Origin of the sequence: Streptomyces chrestomyceticus JCM 4735 (assembly GCF_003865135.1) — a bacterium.
GTDB lineage: Bacteria > Actinomycetota > Actinomycetes > Streptomycetales > Streptomycetaceae > Streptomyces > Streptomyces chrestomyceticus.
Genome location: NZ_BHZC01000001.1, coordinates 8,917,049 through 8,932,078, shown reverse-complemented (window position 1 = coordinate 8,932,078; position 15,030 = coordinate 8,917,049). Strand labels below are relative to the sequence as shown.

The 15,030-nt window shown below is 73.9% G+C and carries 11 protein-coding genes; 7 read left to right on the top strand and 4 right to left on the bottom strand.

Annotation, left to right across the window (positions count from 1 at the left end; translation table 11 throughout):
• Positions 1-96: 96 nt before the first annotated feature.
• The 4 genes from EJG53_RS38595 (at position 97) to EJG53_RS38580 (ending at position 3,637) form a co-directional block, all read left to right on the top strand.
• A complete protein-coding gene (locus EJG53_RS38595) occupies positions 97-1,164 on the top strand; it encodes a polyprenyl synthetase family protein (protein ID WP_125048780.1) in 1,068 nt (355 codons plus the stop codon).
• A 79-nt stretch (positions 1,165-1,243) separates the two neighbouring features.
• The gene (locus tag EJG53_RS38590) at positions 1,244-2,143 is read left to right on the top strand and encodes a UbiA family prenyltransferase (RefSeq protein ID WP_125048779.1); all 900 of its coding nucleotides are present in this window, start codon (positions 1,244-1,246) and stop codon (positions 2,141-2,143) included.
• A gap of 13 nt (positions 2,144-2,156) precedes the next feature.
• On the top strand, positions 2,157-2,792 hold the full coding sequence (locus EJG53_RS38585; protein WP_125048778.1) for an ABC transporter ATP-binding protein: 636 nt from the start codon (positions 2,157-2,159) through the stop codon (positions 2,790-2,792).
• Entirely contained in the window at positions 2,789-3,637 is an 849-nt protein-coding gene (locus EJG53_RS38580) for a hypothetical protein (protein ID WP_125048777.1), read from the top strand. Before EJG53_RS38585 ends, EJG53_RS38580 begins: the two co-directional genes overlap by 4 nt.
• Here EJG53_RS38580 and shc read toward each other — a convergent pair.
• The 3 genes from shc to EJG53_RS38565 all read right to left on the bottom strand — a co-directional run bounded on the left by shc (position 3,634) and on the right by EJG53_RS38565 (position 7,224).
• Positions 3,634-5,625, bottom strand: coding sequence for a squalene--hopene cyclase (gene shc, locus EJG53_RS38575; RefSeq protein WP_125048776.1), 1,992 nt, complete (start codon positions 5,623-5,625; stop codon positions 3,634-3,636). The genes EJG53_RS38580 and shc overlap by 4 nt on opposite strands.
• A gap of 159 nt (positions 5,626-5,784) precedes the next feature.
• Complete coding sequence (locus EJG53_RS41860; RefSeq protein WP_218041947.1) at positions 5,785-6,438, bottom strand: CD225/dispanin family protein; 654 nt, start codon at positions 6,436-6,438, stop codon at positions 5,785-5,787.
• Positions 6,439-6,462: 24 nt separating this feature from the next.
• The gene (locus EJG53_RS38565) at positions 6,463-7,224 is read right to left on the bottom strand and encodes a hypothetical protein (RefSeq protein ID WP_125048775.1); all 762 of its coding nucleotides are present in this window, start codon (positions 7,222-7,224) and stop codon (positions 6,463-6,465) included.
• A 195-nt stretch (positions 7,225-7,419) separates the two neighbouring features.
• Here EJG53_RS38565 and EJG53_RS38560 point away from each other — a divergent pair, with 195 nt between their 5' ends.
• The 3 genes from EJG53_RS38560 to EJG53_RS38550 all read left to right on the top strand — a co-directional run bounded on the left by EJG53_RS38560 (position 7,420) and on the right by EJG53_RS38550 (position 12,967).
• Positions 7,420-10,215, top strand: a complete 2,796-nt coding sequence (locus EJG53_RS38560) for a helix-turn-helix transcriptional regulator (RefSeq protein ID WP_125048774.1) — start codon at positions 7,420-7,422, stop codon at positions 10,213-10,215.
• A gap of 171 nt (positions 10,216-10,386) precedes the next feature.
• Positions 10,387-11,298, top strand: coding sequence for an ANTAR domain-containing protein (locus tag EJG53_RS38555; RefSeq protein ID WP_125048773.1), 912 nt, complete (start codon positions 10,387-10,389; stop codon positions 11,296-11,298).
• Between the two features lie 73 nt (positions 11,299-11,371).
• Complete coding sequence (locus tag EJG53_RS38550) at positions 11,372-12,967, top strand: peptide ligase PGM1-related protein (protein WP_244955518.1); 1,596 nt, start codon at positions 11,372-11,374, stop codon at positions 12,965-12,967.
• A 70-nt stretch (positions 12,968-13,037) separates the two neighbouring features.
• Here EJG53_RS38550 and EJG53_RS38545 read toward each other — a convergent pair whose 3' ends face one another.
• Positions 13,038-14,993: a sigma-54-dependent Fis family transcriptional regulator gene (locus EJG53_RS38545; protein WP_167515237.1), complete on the bottom strand. Its 1,956-nt coding sequence runs from the start codon at positions 14,991-14,993 to the stop codon at positions 13,038-13,040.
• Positions 14,994-15,030: the final 37 nt, after the last annotated feature.

The following is a 15,030-nucleotide window of genomic DNA, read 5'->3' as shown; positions in this document are numbered from 1 at the left end:
CGGGGGGCCGGCGGCCCGACGGCCCGGCCGGCCGCGGTCCGCACCTCGTCGGGCACACGCCCGAGCCGGCTCTCGGAGCGGGGACGCCCCTTTCCGATGCGTACTGAGACGCTTCCGGTCGAGTCCGAGTTCTTCGCCCCCCGCGCCGCCATCGACGACCTGCTGTGTTCGTTCCTGACGGAAAGAGCGCAGACCTCCGAGGTACCCGGTCAATCGGCGCTCGTCCTCCTGCTGCGCGACTTCATCGACGGGGGCAAGCGGGTCCGCCCGCTGCTGTGCGTGGCCGGATGGCGTGCCGCGGGCGGCGAGGGAGACCCCGCGCAGGCCGTCAGACTGGCCGCCTCCATCGAATTGGCGCACGCCTGCGCCCTCGTGCACGACGACATCATGGACGCGGCCGACAGCCGTCGCGGACGCCCCTCGGTCCACCGGCAACTGGCCGACCGGCATCCCCTGCCGGAGATGGCGGACCGTTTCGGCACCAGCGGCGCCATCCTGGTGGGCGACCTCGCCCTCGTCTGGTCCGACGAACTGCTGCACACCACGGTCATGCCGGACGCCCACCGCGTCGCCGTCCTGCGCGTCGTCGACCTCGCGCGCGCCGAACTGATCGCCGGTCAGCACCTGGACCTGCTGACCACCGGCGATCTCGACGTGAGCATGGAGACGGCGCTGACCGTCGTCCGCTACAAGACGGCCAAGTACACCATCGAACGGCCCTTGCAGGTCGGTGCCGCCCTCGCGGGCGCGGACCAGCGGGTCCTGGACGCCTGCAGCGCCTACGGTGTGCCCCTCGGCGAGGCGTTCCAGCTCCGGGACGACGTGCTCGGGGTGTTCGGCGACCCGGACCGGATGGGCAAGTCGCACCTGGACGACCTGCGTGAGGGCAAGTGCACCAGCCTCGTCGTCCGCGCGCTGCGGGCCGCCGCTCCCGCGCAGGCCGACCGGCTGCGCGCGCTGATCGGCGACCCCGAGCTGGACGACCCGGGCGCCGCGGAGGTCCGCGAGATCCTCACGAGCACCGGGGCCCGGGCCGACGTCGAGCGGATGATCGAGGAGCGGTACCGGCAGGCGCTGGACGTCCTGGACGGGGCGCCCTTCACGGACAGCGCGGTGCGCACGCTCAGGGCCGTCGCGGAGGCGGCCGTCCACCGCACGGCATGAGCGCGGCGGCCGCGTCCGCCGACGGCACCGCGAGCCGAGCGGACCGGGACCCGCTGCCCGACCAGTACGGAGCCGCCCCATGACGACCCCGACGACGAGCGCCTCCACGACGGTGGCGCAGACCGTCTGGCGGGAGATCCGCCTGAGCTGGCTGTTCATCCGCGTCGACCGCTGGACCACGGTCTTCCCCGCCACCTGCTTCGTCGTGGCGGCCACCGTCCACGCGCGGCTGCCGCTGGGCGAGGCCGCGGTCGCCGCGGGCCTGGGGGCGGTGTACTTCTGGCTGTTCATCTACGAACACACCCTGGCCAACCAACTGGTCGGCGTCGAGGAGGACCGCCTCAACAAACCCTTCCGGCCGCTGGTCACCGGGGAGAGCACCGTCCGGGGCGCCCGGCTGCGCCTGGTCGCCGTCCGGATCGCCTTCCCCGTGTACGGCTACTGCCTGGGCGTGCTGAAGTGGGCGCTGATGTGGCAGATCCTCTCCCTGCTCCAGCACGAGTACGGTTGGGGCCGCCACTGGCTGGGCAGGAACCTGTACGCCGGGATCGGGGTCATCGCCCAGTTGATGGCCGCGTGGGAGATCGTCACCGTTCTCACACCGGACGCCTGGCGCTGGATCGTGACACTGACGATCACCGTGACCTTCCTGATGTCCGTCCAGGACCTGCGGGACCTGCACGGCGACCGCGCGGTCCGCCGCTCCACCATGCCGCTGGTCTTCGGCGAACTGCCCACCCGGATCTTCCTGTGCGCCGGTTTCGCCGTCGGCCCCGTGTTCATCCACCACTTCCTGATGGCACCCGCCGGACCGCACTGGTGGGCCGTCGCCACCGATGTCTTCCTGTGCGGCCTGAGCCTGCTGCTGGCGGTCCGGGTGCTGCTCCTGCGCGGCCCGGAGCACGATCAGCGCAGCTACCGCCTGGTGGAGCAGTGGTACACCTTCGCCCTCGCCGCCTCCATCTACACACTTCGCTGACGAAAGGGCCCATGTGCCGTCAGAGGTCACGCAACGGCAGTCACGGCTGCGTATCGAGGGCGTCTGGAAGGCGTACGGCCGCAGGCAGGTCCTGCGCGGCGCCGACCTCGACGTACCGCCCGGGGCGCTGGTCGGTGTGGTCGGCGAGAACGGCGCGGGCAAGAGCACGCTGCTGCGCATCGCGGTGGGGCAGTTGACACCCGACCGGGGCACGGTGATACGCGCCGGGGCGGTGGGGTACTGCCCGCAGCAGGCCGTGCTGAACGACTCGTTCACCGTCCTGCAGCATCTGCGGCTGTTCCAGGTAGCCTACCGGCTGCCGTCGCTGGCGCGGGCCCACGAGCTGATGGACGTCCTGGGATTCGCCGGCTGCGGGCGGCGGCGGACCGGGGAGCTCAGCGGAGGGACGCGGCAGAAGCTGAACCTGCTGATCGCCCTGATGCACGACCCGCAGTTGCTGGTGCTGGACGAGCCCTACCAGGGCTTCGACTGGGACACCCACCAGCGCTTCTGGGCGCTGGCGGCCCGTCTGCGCGACGCGGGCCGATCGATCGTCGTGGTCTCGCACCTGCTGCACGACCTGCACCACTTCGACGCGGTCCGCCAACTGCGCCAGGGCCGCCTGGAGACCGAGGAGACCGCCCGATGAGGCCGTACCCGGCGGCGTTCGCCGAGATGCTGCACTGCACGCTCCTCGGCCAGTTGCGCAACCGCATGGCCCTGCTCCTGGCGGTCGCCTTCATTCCCGCGTGGATCGCCGTGGCCCGCCTGTGCGCCTCGGACCGGGAGGTACGTTTTTCCCTGGGTTCCCTCGGCACCCAGGCCGTCTCGCAGGCGAGCCACGTCAGCCAGGTCGTCAACGCGCTCGCCGCCGTCACCCTGGTCACCGGCTTCGTGACGTTCATGGAGACGTTCAAGGCCGGGGAGATGGACCGCCGGCTGCTGCTGGCCGGCTACCCCCGCGTCCCCATGCTGCTGGCGAAGGTCACCGCCGTCGCCCTCATCGCCGCTCTCCTGGCCCTGTACACCGTGGCCGTGCTGGGGGCCTCGGTGTCCGTACGGCAGTTGGGCCCGCTGGCGCTCGGCCTGTTCGGCGCCGGTCTCGCGTACGGCGGCATCGGTCTGCTGCTGGGGTCGCTGGTCCGGGGTGAGCTGGAGGGATTCTTCCTCGTCATCATGCTCAGCCTGGTCGACACCGGCCTGCAGAACCCGGTCTTCACCGTGGTCGACCTGTCCGGCCTCGAAGTGCTACCCCTGTACGGCGCGAACCAGTTGACGCTGGCCGCCGCGTTCACCTCCGGCACCCCCTGGTCGCACAGCCTGCTCTCGCTCGCCTGGGCCGCCGCGACCAGCGCCGCGGCCCTGTTCGTCTTCCACGTCCGCACGCGCTCCCACTGCGCGGTGGGCGCCGCGGCCACCGGGGTTCCCGCACCGGTGACCGCGGCCGGTCCGCCGGAGGCGGCCGTGCGGACCTCCCTGCGGCGGTCCCGTTAGGCCCTGTCGTCCTCCGGGCCGGGCCGGTGGGCGTAACGGGCCAGGGCCATGAGGGGGAAGACGTGCCGGTAGTACCCGTAGCGACAGGCCACGGCCCGGGGGACGAGTACGCCGGTGAACTGCGGTTCCTCCCAGGTCCCGGCGTCCGTCTGCCGGTCGGTCAGCCGGCGCACCCCGGCGCGCACCGCGTCGCTGTCGTGTTCCCCCGCGGCGAGCAGCCCCAGCAGCGCCCAGGCGGTCTGCGACGGGGTGGAGGGACCACGGCCGAGGCGCTCCGGATCGGCGTACGACTCCCAGTCCTCACCCCACCCGCCGTCCTCGTTCTGCACCGACGTCAGCCAGCCGACCGCACGCCGGACGGCGGGATGGTCACCGGGCGTCCCGGCGGCGGCGAGGGCCTGCAGCACGCTGCCGGTGCCGTAGACGTGGTTGACTCCCCAGCGGCCGGACCACGCGCCGCTGTCCTCCTGCTGCCCGAGCAGCCGGCGCACGGCGCGCCGGGTGGCGGGGTCGCGCTCCATGCCGAGGGCCGCCAGCATCTCCACCACGTGGGCCGTGACATCGGCGGTCGGCTGGTCGGCGCAGTACTCGCCGAAGTCGAAGAAGGGGAGCTTGCTGGGCAGGGAGCTGGTGTTGTCGGCGTCGAAGGCCCCCCATCCCCCGTTCGCGCTCTGCATGCCCAGGCACCACCGCGCCGCCCTGCGCACGGCCCCGTCGACGTGTGCCGGTTCGGGGTGGTCGACGCGGAGCAGTGCGAGGACCACCTCGGAGGTGTCGTCGAGGTCGGGGTAGTTCTGGTTGTGGAACTGGAAGGACCACCCTCCGGGAGCGAGGCGGGGCCGCCGTACGGCCCAGTCGCCGGGCCGGTCGGTCTGCCGGGTCAGCAGCCAGTCCGCGGCCTTGACCAGCGCGGGGTGGCTGGCGGGCAGGCCGGCGTCGCGCAGTGCCGTGATCGACAGGCAGGTGTCCCAGACCGGACTGTGCACGGTCTGCAGTTTCCGTACACCGTCCGCGGGCCAGGAGGCGCAGTCGTCCAGGAAGCCGAAGGCGGCCTGGAGCACCGGGTGATCCGTGGAGTACCCCTGCAGATACAGGGCGATGACCACCCAGGTGGTGATGGGGGTGCACGCCCCGAAGCTGCCGTCCGCCTCCTGCCGTTCGAGCAGCCAGCGGGCCCCCGCGCGCGTCGCGGTCCTGCGCACCGGGCGGGGCGTGACTCTGCGATAGGCGCGCAACGCGGTGTTCGCACGCCGGAAGACGCCCTCCCAGCCGAAGACCGGGGCCGGCGTACGGAGCGCGGCGTCGGTGCCGTCGGACGTGGCGAAGAGCTCGTCGATGCCGAAGGGGACCGGCCGTACGAACCGGTGCGCGCTGATGATGCTGAGGGAGACGAGCGCCTGGCGCATCACGAAGCCGAAGGAATAGATGTTCAGCGGTGCCCACTTGGGCAGGGCGATGATCTCCGGCGGGACCTCGGGCAGGTCGTCCCAGCTCCACAGGCCCAGCATGGCGAGCCACATACGGGCCTCCAGCGGGGCGGCCGCGACCCCGCCCAGCTCGCGTACCCGTGCCGCGCTCCGGAGCATGTGCTCCTCGTCCGGACGGTGCCCGGCGAGCCGGAGCGCCACGTACGCCTGGACGGTGGTCCCGAGGTGGCCGGCGCCGTCGAAGACGAGCGGCCAGGAGCCGTCCGCGCTCCGCTGCGACCGGATCCACCGGCCGCTCGCGACGGCCACCCGCTCGTCCAGGACGCCCAGCAGGTGCCGGAGGAACAGGTCGTGGGCGTCGTAGCTCACGTCCGTGCCGAAGTTCTCCTCCCACCAGCCCCCGGTGTGCTGCCGGGCCAGCAGGTGGTCCGTGGCCCGCAGCACCGCGCTCCGAGCCGCTTCCTCCGTACCGTCGGACGGGGGGCGGGCGAAACTGATGCCCGTCGGCCCCGCCGGGAGCGGGCTCTGCTCCCTCGCCGCGTCGTCGGCCGTCGTCGTCATGGAACTCCTGCACCTCGCTGGTGGTCCGGACACCAGGAAGCTGCCCGCATCTCCCGGGCGGGCGCACCGGGCGCGCGGGATATCACCTGTCTGCCGCTGTCCGCCCCGCGAAAAGGTGCCGCAGCCGGGCAGAGGAGGCCGGGCGCGGCGCGGGCCCGTTCAGTAGCCGCCGCCCGCGGCGTTGGTCAGGATGATGAGGAGGCCGGCCAAGAGGCCGATCCCGAGACTGATGAACGTCCACAGCTTCGCCTTGCCCGACGCCGCCTCGGCACCGGCCCAGTCACCGGCGCCGGCCTTGGCGTTGACCTGGGTGGCGAAGACGATGGCGGCGACACCGGTGGGCAGGAAGCAGAAGAGCGTCACCAGGATCGCCGGGATCAGGTAGGTCTGGGGCGGCCTGGCGTACTGCTGGTACCCAGGGCCGTACTGCGGCTGCTGGGGCGGATGCGGGGGCCCGGTGGGCGGTGGCTGGGACTGTCCGGTCCAGGGGGCGTGGCCGCCCCAGTCCTCGCCGGGCGGGCCTGGCGGATAGGCCATGACGGCCTCCTTGTCCAGTCGGTGGGCGGCCCGTGGGGGCTGTCGGTGGTTGCGGTGGTGCGGGTGGTTTCGGTCATGCCAGGACCACGCGCGGATCCGGCCGTCGGCGTCGCACACCTGGATCCGGTCGCCGCCACCCGTGGCCGGCCAGCGGCCGTCGCCGCTGAAGGCCAGCGCGGTGGCCTGCCCGGCGGGGCCCGGGGGAAGACCGGGGGCGTGGGGTGGGTGTGACGGGCGCGCCTTGGCGCCGGCCCGGTGCAACGGCACTCCCCCCATGCTGCCCACCTCCCCCGCATGCCGTCACGCGTCTCTGGTCAGCGCCTCCAGGACGCGCCGGGTCTTGCTCTCGTGGTCGAGGTCCGGCTCCAGCCCCAACTGCCGCAGCAGGGCCAGCAGGGACGCCCGGACGACCTCGGAGCCCTCCGGCTCCACCCGCTCGGAGACTTCCAGCCAGTCCAGCGGTGGTCCGGTGCGCGGAGTCACCGACCAGCGTTCGACGGTCAGTTCGTGGTGCCGGCGGCGGACGTCGTGCCAGCGCTGGGCGCGCACCGGCCCGTACACGGTCAGCTCCCGGAAGTCGACGGCGAGGTCGGCGCAGTCGGCGAGGAAGCGTTCCTGGGCGGTGGAGAAGGCGGTGTGCAGCGGGTGGTGCCCGGAGGTCACCGCGTCGATGTCCTGGCGGTCCCGGGTGCGGGTGAGGGAGGCCGCGAGGACCTGGCGCTCGCCCGCCCAGTCGCTCTCCAGGCGGAGTTCGTCGTCACCGTGCCGGTGGAAGTCGAGCCAGTGGGCGGGGACCCGGGCCCGGCGGCAGGGCCGGAGTTTGGCCGTGGTGTCGCCCTTCTTCCCCTGGCGGGACCGCAGGCGCAGGATCACGCCGGCCTCCAGCAGCGGCAGTTCGCCCGGATGGCGGTGCCGGGGTCCTTCGCAGAAGAAGACCTGGCACCAGACGCCCCCGTCGTCCGGTGCCAGAGCCTTGGCGGCCACCTCCGCCCGCGCGCCGGAGAACGTGGCCTTGAGCTCGACCGCGTCCAGCCGAGGAACGGGCCCTGCGGAGCCTGTCATGACGCGCCCCCCGTGTTCTCCGTGTCCGCGCGTGCTGCCACTCAACTCCTCGTGCGGCTCCGGCGCTTCGGGGAGGTCCCCACATGTGCCCGCAGAATGTGCGAGGCCCTTCAGGGGCGCTCCCCCGGAAGGCATGATGGTCCCGGGGCCGGAGTACGGGCCGCACAGGGCACCTGCGAGCGCCCGGGGGGCGACATGGACGGCAGGCGACGGACTTCCGGCTGGTCCCCGCTCTCCCGCCCGGCGGGGCCGGGCCTGGTGGGCCGCGGGCGCGAACGCCGTCTGATCGACGATCTCCTGGCCGCCGGGGCGGACGGGGGCGCGGCGCTGCTGTTGTGGGGTGAGCCCGGGGTGGGCAAGACGGCACTGCTGGAGTACGCCGCCGAGCAGGCCGGGGAGGCCGCCCTGTGGGCGCGGGGCATCGAGTCGGAGACGGTCCTGCCGTTCGCGGCGCTGGCCGACCTGTTGCTCCCGTTCGGTGCGGAATTCAGGGAACTCCCCGGGGTGCAGCGCGCGGCGCTGGAGTCCTGCCTCGCCCTGTCGGGAGAGCCGCTGGCCAATCCGTACGCGGCCTGCATGGGCGCGCTGAACGTGCTGGCCGCGCTCGGCGAGAAGAAGCCGGTGGCGGTGCTCGTGGACGATCTGCAGTGGGTCGACCCGTCCTCCCAGCGGGTGCTGCTGTTCGTCGCGCGGCGGGTGGCGGGCGAGCGGGTGGCGCTCGCGTTCACCTCGCGCGAGGAGCCCGGCGAGCCGGGCGCGCCGCACAGCCTGCCGTCCGTCGAGGTCACCGGGCTGTCGCGGAACGAGTGCGGGCAGTTGCTGCGACGGTCGGGCGTGGTGACGGCGCCGACGGTGGAGGCGGACCTGGTGAAGATCAGTGGCGGCAATCCGCTGGCCCTGCTGGAGGCCGCCCGCTCCCTCACCCCGGAGCAGGCGCGCGGCGAGGAGCCGATGCAGAACCCGCCGTCCCTGGGGCGGCACCTGGAGCGTGCCTGGTCGGCGCGGATCAACGCGCTTCCCGAGGCCACCCGGCAGGCCCTCACCGTACTGGCCGCGCACCGGTCGACCGCGCTGGCCGGGCTGTGCGAGGCGCTCGGGGTGCTCGGTCTGTCGCTGTCGGCCCTGTGCCCGGCCGAGGAGGACGGCCTGGTGACGTCGACCGGTGACGGGCTGGACTTCCGGCATCCCGTCCTGCGCCCGCTGGTGCTCGGACGGGCGCCGCTGGCCCACCGGCTCGCCGCGTTCGGCGCCCTCGCGCAGGTCAGCCGCGGTCCGCTGCACGCGTGGTACCGGGCGGCGGCCGCCACCGGCCCGGACGCACCGGCCGCCGCCGCCCTGGCGGAGGCGGCGGAAGAGGCCCGCAGACGCAGCGCGTTCGAGGAGTCCGCGCTGGCCTGGCGGCGGGCCGCGGAGCTGACCGAGGACCGCGTGGCGCGCGCGGACCTGCTGCACCGCGCCGCGTCCGACGCCTTCCTGGGCGGCTCGGCGTCCAGTTCCCAGTGGTGCGAGGAAGCGCTGCGTACGACGACGGAGCCCTTCGTACGCGCCGACATCGAGCTGCTGCTGGGGCGTATCCACACCTGGAACGGCGAGCCCGCGCGCGCCTACGAACTCCTCGCCGAGGCCGCGCGCGCCATCCGCCGCACCGATGCCGTACGGGCATGCGTCCTGCTCGCCGAGGCGGTGGTGCCCGCCAGCATGGACGGCCGGGTGGCCGCCGCCGTGCGGACCGCCGAGGATTCGTTCCGCCTGGCCTCCGAGTCGGGGCCGGACCGCTGGCTGAGCATGGCCCTGCTCGGTTCGGCGCTGGCGGTCTCCGGGCAGATCGGCCGGGGCGTGGCCATGCTGGGCGCCGCCGACGGGCACTGCACCGGCGACCCCGTACGCAACCAGCAGTTGTACGCGCTGGCCGGGCAGGCGTGGAACTGGGTCGAGGACCGGGACCGCAGCCGCCGGCTGCTCAACTCCGCCGTGGAGTCGGCCCGCCGGCACAGCGCGCCCGGCGTCCTGCCGTTCACCCTGGCCGTACGCAGCGATCTGGAGGCCCGGGTCGGCCACTGGAACGCCGGGTACGGCGACGCCACCGAGGCCCTGCACTGGTCGGAGGAGCTGGGCCAGATCTCCTGCGTCGGCTACAGCCTGGCCTGTCTGGCCCGGCTGGACGCGCTGCGCGGCGACCGGGTGCGGTGCGAGGAGCAGGTCGGCCGGGCCCGGCGGGAGATCGGCGGGTACGGCATCGGCTGCCTGGAGCGGCATCTGACCGCCGCGCTGGGGCTGGCCGCCCTCGCCCAGGGTGACCACTGCGCCGCCGCCGACCAACTGGAGCAGAGCTTCGCGCTGGTCACGGCGCAGGGGGTGGGCAACCCGTTGGTCGTGCCGTGCGCCGCCGATCTCGTCGAGGCGCAATTGCGGACGGGCAACACCGCCCGCGCCGGGGAGGTCGCGGACTGGCTGGAGGAGCGGGCGCGGGCCACCGGGCTGGCGGCCGCGGAGGCCGCCGCCGCCCGCTGCCGGGGCCTGCTGGCCGCGTCGTACGAGGCCGCGCGGACCGCGTTCGCCGCCGCGCTCGCGGCGCACGAGCGCATCCGGGAGCCGTTCGAGCAGGCCCGTACGCTGCTGTGCGAGGCGGAACTGCTGCGCCGCTACCGCCACCCCGCCGCCGCCCGGGCCCCGCTCGCCTCGGCGCTGGCGCGCTTCGAGAGCCTGGGCGCGGTGCCGTGGGCGCGGCGGGCCGCCGGGGAGCTGGCGGCCACCGGCGCCCCGCCGACGGCACCGGCCGCGCCGGACGGCGTGTGGGAGCTGCTGACGCCCCAGGAGTTCCAGGTGGCCCGCGCGGTGGCCCGCGGCCTGAACAACACCGAGGCGGCGGTCTCCCTCTTCGTCTCCCGCAAGACGGTCGAGGCGCACCTCACCCGCGTCTACCGGAAACTGGGCGTCCGCTCCCGGACCGAGCTGACGCGGCTGATGGCGTCCGGCGAACTGGTCGACTGAAGCCCGTCGCACCCTGAGTGAGCCCTGCCACAAGGCGCCCGGAATGTCCGCTTCCCGCAGGCCGCCACCGGTGGATGGGTTAGGTTCACAGAGGTCGAGGTGCCGCCCGAGCAGCCGGCCGCTGACTGCTCGCGGCGCCCTGGGAACGGCCCTATCAGGGAGAGTGTCGCCATGCAAGAACCAGTGGATCCACCGTCAGCGGCGCACGGCCCCGACCCGGCCGCCGTACCGACGGACGCCGACGGTACGCAGAACGGTGAGTCGCGGGAGATCGACCGGCTCCGCCGGGAAGTACGGGACCTGCGGGGCAAATTGCGCGCGCATCCGCTGATCTCCCACGCCCAGGGCCTGCTCCAGGAGCGCTACCGGCTGCCGGACGCGGAGGCCGCGTTCGAGCTGATGAAGCGCTGTTCGCAGCAGCACAACCTGAAACTGCGCAACCTCGCGTCCGCCGTGGTCTCCGTCCCCCGCCCCGACGACGAGCGGGGCCTGTGGTTTCCCGGCCGGTCCGGCCGGACGCCTCCCCCGCTGAAGTTCCTGCCCGGTCACCGGCCGGACAAGGTCAACCGCAGCACCGTCCTGAAGCAGGTGCTGCACCAGGCGCTGGCGTTCACCGAGGCGCCCATGGGTGATCTGCAGACGATGGAGCCCGCGGTCGGTCTCCAGATGGAGCACCACCGTGGGCTCAGCGAGGAGTTCCTCGACTTCTTCGCCGTGGTCGAGGAGGGCACGTCCTGCTCCCTCGCCGCCCGGCGCCGGGTCCGCGTCGTCTCGGACGTCGCCACCGATCCGGCGGTCAGCGAACCGGCCCGCGAGATGATCCTGGCGGTCGGCAGCCGCACCACACACAGCGTGCCGATGCTCTCGCCCGCCGGCCGTGCCGTCGGAGTGTTCTCCCTGCACCTCCCGCAGCCGCGACGAGACCTCACACGGGTGCAGGCCACCGCCATGGACGGGATGGCCGCGCAGGCGGGCCGGTGGCTGGAGTGGCACCAGCAGACGATCCTGCTGAACGCCCTGGAAGACCTGCACCGGCGCGGCAGGGACCTGCGGTCCGGGCCGGGCCGGCGGCACAAGGAGTAATAGAGGGTCCCGGGTGGCCGGCGCGGGCTCGCCCGCTCCGTCCGCGTCCGCCCCGCGCCGTCGGCCGTTTGCCATGCTGTGGCTGACGGTCAGCGCGTCGAGACGGCTGGAGGGCGCCATCGTGGCACTGGGTGCGGCGGACGACGGCGTGCGGCCGGCGGACGAGGCGGCCGCGTTCCGGGAACTGCGGGAGCGGCTGCGCGGTCCGTTCGGGAGTGACGGGGTGGGTGGGAGCGACGGGCCGCCCGGGGTCGTCGTGGTCGTGCCGAGCTTCACGCTCGACCAGGCCGGGATGGACAAGATCCCCGGGATCCTCCACTACGAGGAACGTCTCCTCGCCTTTCTGCACCTGCTCCGCGACCCGCGCCGCCGTCTCGTGTACGTCACCAGCCTGCCGCTGCCCGAACCGCTGGTCGCCTACGCTCTCGGCCTGGTCCGTTCGCTGTCCGTCCCGGACGCCCGGCGCCGGCTCGTCCTGCTGGACTGCGGGGACGACCGCCCCGCCCCGCTCACCCAGAAGCTTCTCCGGCGCCCGGACCTGCTGGAGCGCATCAAAAGCCTGGTGCGCGAGCCGGAGGACGCCTGTCTGCTCGCCTTCAACGGGTCGCCGTACGAGCGGTCGCTGGCCGTACGGCTCGGCGTGCCGCTGTACGCGTGCGACCCGGGCCTGTCGCACCTGGGGACCAAGAGCGGCGCGCGTGCCCTGTTCAAGTCCGCCGGCGTGCCCGTGCCCCGCGGTGTCGAGGGGGTACGGGACCGGGACGACCTGGTCGCCGCGCTCGCCGAGCTGCGGGCGGCACATCCCGACGTGGACCGCGCCATGATCAAACTGAATGACGGTTTCGGCGCCGGCGGCAACGCGATGTTCGCCTTTCACGGGGCGCCCCGGGGCAGTGGTGCCGGGCGCTGGATCCGGCGCGTGCTGCCGGACCGTATCGAGTTCGCCACGCCGCCCGACGACTGGGCCGGCTATGCCGGGAAACTGGACGTCATGGGCGGGGTCGTCGAAGAGTTCCTGGCCGGGGCCGAGGTCGCCTCCCCGTCCGTCCAGGTGCACGTGTCCCCCTCGGGCGACGTGCGGGTGATCTCCACCCAGGACCAGCTCTTCGACGCCGCCCTGCGCCAGACGTACACCGGCTGCTCCTCCCCCGCCCGGGCGGAGTACCGTCCGGCGCTGCGGGAGTCGGCCCACCGGGCGGGCCGTGCCCTCGCCGCCGCGGGGATGGTCGGTATCGCCAGCGTCGACTTCGTCTCGGTGCGCGGGACGTCCGGTTTCCGGCAGTACGCCGTGGAGATCAATCTGCGGATGGGCGGCGGCACGGCGCCCCTGATGTTCCTGCACGGCGCGACCGGCGGCAGCCACGACCCCCGGACCGGGGAGTTCCTGACCCCGGAGGGGGAACCGTGCTGTTACGTCGCCTCCGACCGCCTGCACCGGGACTCCTACCGCTCGCTCACCCCGGAGCGGGTCCTCGACGCCGCCTCCCGCGCAGGACTGCTCTACCGGCACGCGGACCGCCGGGGCGTCATCCTGCACATGCTGGGCGCGCTGCCCGCCTTCGGGAAGCTCGGTGCCGTCACTGTCGACCGTACGGCCGAGGCGGCGCACGGGCAGTTCCGCCGGTTCGTCGCCCTGCTGGACGCCCTGGGGACGCCGGGCACCGGGTGATCCGTACGCCCGTCAGCCGTGCGGGGCGGCCGCCCGGAGCCGGGCGGGGCGGAGTCCGCAGCCGTGCGCCTCACCGGGCTCGCGCGGGTGCCACGGTGACACCGTAGAGGCGGATCTTGCGGTAGATGGTGGCCCGGGAGATGCCCAGTTGACGGGCCGCCGCGTCGCGGTTGCCCGCGGCGTCGTGCAACGCCCGGACGATCGCGTCGCGTTCGGCGGCCTCCCAGGGGGTGAGGGTGCGGCGGCAGGAGCTGTGGCACTCCGGCGCGAGGTCGTGCGGTTGCAGGTCGGCCTGCCGTCGTCCGCGCGCCGCCTGCTGGAGCACCCGGCTCAAGTGCCGTACGTTGCCCGGCCAGTCGCAGCGGGTGAGAACCTGCATCGCCGCCGGGGTGCAGGAGACGGTGCCGCCGCGGCCGTGCCGGGCCAGCAGCGCGGGGACGAGGTCGCGGATGTCCTCGGGACGGTAGCGCAGCGGTGCCACCGCGACCGTGCACGGGAAGACGGCGCTGTCCAGGGCCGGGGGCGCGGCACCTGTCGGGGCGGGCCCCTGCCCGGGGACCGTGTACAGGCCGGCGACCCACGGGCCGGTGCCAGGGTTGTGCCGCGCCTCGGCGAGCAGCGTCTCCAGACAGGACATCAGATCCCGGTTCGCCGCTTCCAGATGCTGGAGCACCACCGTGCCGTCCTCGTCCCGTAATGCCTCTTCGGCGCGGGCCAGGAGGTCGGTGGTGTCCTGATGGGACGTCAGGTCGAGGACGTGCAGCCGGTTCCGGGGCCGTACCCAGTGGTGGGCGGCGCGCACCAGGGCCAGCTTGCCCACCCCGGCCTCGCCCACCACACGGGTCGGCAGCCGCTGCCGGCAGGCGGAGGCGACGTCGCGGCTCGCCGAGCGCCAGGACGGCGAGCGTCCGGCCAGGCCCGGCAGGAGTGCCGGGAGCGGCGGAGGCGGCGGCGTCCCGGTGCAGGTGCCGGGTGTCCGGTCCGGCGTGTCGGGAGCCTCCCGGCCCTCCGGCGTCGTCATACCGACGACACAGCCGATCGGTTGGCCGGGCGGGCCGACCAGGGTGCAGCGGACCCGTACGTCGGCGCCCGAAGCCAGGCGCAGCGTCACGTCGACGCGCTGCCTGCGGCTGCCCGCCGGTACGGCCAGCAGGTCGGCGGCGAGCGCGCCCGCCTGGCGCAGGTCCTGCGGCTCCAGGAGGCGTACCGCCTCGCTGTTGGCGGTCCGCAGGGTGGGCGTCACCAGGAGCACCGGGCCGCTGGTGCGCCGGCCCGCGGCAAGGAACGCGTCCAGGGCCGCGCGCTCCTTGCCGGAGTACCGGTCCAGCAGCCGCTCCTCGATGTCGGCGGCGGCCTGCCGTACCACCGCGGCCATCAGCGGGGAGGCGTCCTGCCGCAGGCACGTCAGGTTGACGACGCCTTCCTGCCGTCCGGTGAGCGGATTGCGTACGGGGATGCCGGCGCACGCGGCGCGCTGCAGCGGCCCGGCGAAGTGCTCGGCGCCGAAGACGGTGCTCAGACGCCGTTCGGCGAGCGCGGTGCCGACCCCGTTGGTGCCGACGGCCTCCTCCGCGTAACTGAAGCCGGGGACGAGGTGCACCCGGTCCATCAGGCGCACGACCGCCGTGTCACCGCCCCGGCGGGACAGGATCCGGGCCTCGGAGTCCGCGAGGACCACGCCGGCCGTGCAGTCGGCGAGGAGCTGCTCGACGCGGTCGAGGACCGGCGCGGCCGCGGTCAGGAAGCGACTGTCCCAGTCGATGTGCTGCTCCACGTGCGGGACGTGCAGTCGGTCGGCGTCCACCGCGTGCAGACGGCAGCGTCTCCAGGAGGTGAGGACCGCTTCCCGGACCCGGGGGTACGGCACACCGGGAGTGGCCGGGGCGGGGGAACCGGCGGCGGTGGCGGGGCCGGCCGGGCCGCGCCCGTCCGGGCCGCGCGCCGCCGTCGATGTCTCCAAGGCGCCGCTGAGCATCCGCTCGCGTGCCCGCATGGCCGCCTGTTCGGGGAACTGCCGGAAATCCATGGTTGCAGACATGCCCCGGGGGCCGAACCGCGATCCC